Source organism: Metabacillus rhizolycopersici (assembly GCF_020075705.1).
The window spans coordinates 1-498 of the sequence record NZ_JAIQUM010000274.1 but is presented as its reverse complement, the minus strand read 5'-3'; the positions used below and the strand labels follow the sequence as shown (position 1 = coordinate 498).

General features: G+C 50.0%; 4 tRNA genes. All 4 read left to right on the top strand.

Going from position 1 to position 498, the window contains the following annotated elements:
• Positions 1-25: 25 nt before the first annotated feature.
• The 4 genes from K9V48_RS28575 to K9V48_RS28560 all read left to right on the top strand — a co-directional run bounded on the left by K9V48_RS28575 (position 26) and on the right by K9V48_RS28560 (position 383).
• A tRNA-Lys gene (locus K9V48_RS28575) sits at positions 26-101 on the top strand.
• A gap of 14 nt (positions 102-115) precedes the next feature.
• Positions 116-201 (top strand) — tRNA-Leu (locus K9V48_RS28570).
• 10 nt (positions 202-211) lie between these two features.
• Positions 212-283 (top strand) — tRNA-Gly (locus tag K9V48_RS28565).
• 11 nt (positions 284-294) lie between these two features.
• Positions 295-383, top strand: a tRNA-Leu gene (locus K9V48_RS28560).
• Positions 384-498 lie beyond the last annotated feature (115 nt).

The following is a 498-nucleotide window of genomic DNA, read 5'->3' as shown; positions in this document are numbered from 1 at the left end:
ATTATAGTAATACTCATTATAATATGAGCCATTAGCTCAGTTGGTAGAGCATCTGACTTTTAATCAGAGGGTCGAAGGTTCGAGTCCTTCATGGCTCACCATTTATACACACCATGCGGGTGTGGCGGAATTGGCAGACGCGCTAGACTTAGGATCTAGTGTCCTTGTGACGTGGGGGTTCAAGTCCCTTCACCCGCACCATTTTCATATTGCGGAAGTAGTTCAGTGGTAGAACACCACCTTGCCAAGGTGGGGGTCGCGGGTTCGAATCCCGTCTTCCGCTCTTAGTAAGTTGCCGGGGTGGCGGAACTGGCAGACGCACAGGACTTAAAATCCTGCGGTAGGTGACTACCGTACCGGTTCGATTCCGGTCCTCGGCACCATTTTTAGAAAAGCGGAGAAAGCCCGCTTAAACCACTAGGATGTTGGAGCTTCTGAGAAGGAGTTGTTATTTGACTCCGCAGGAAGAAGTGAAACAGCCGTATGGTTTGGCTTTCG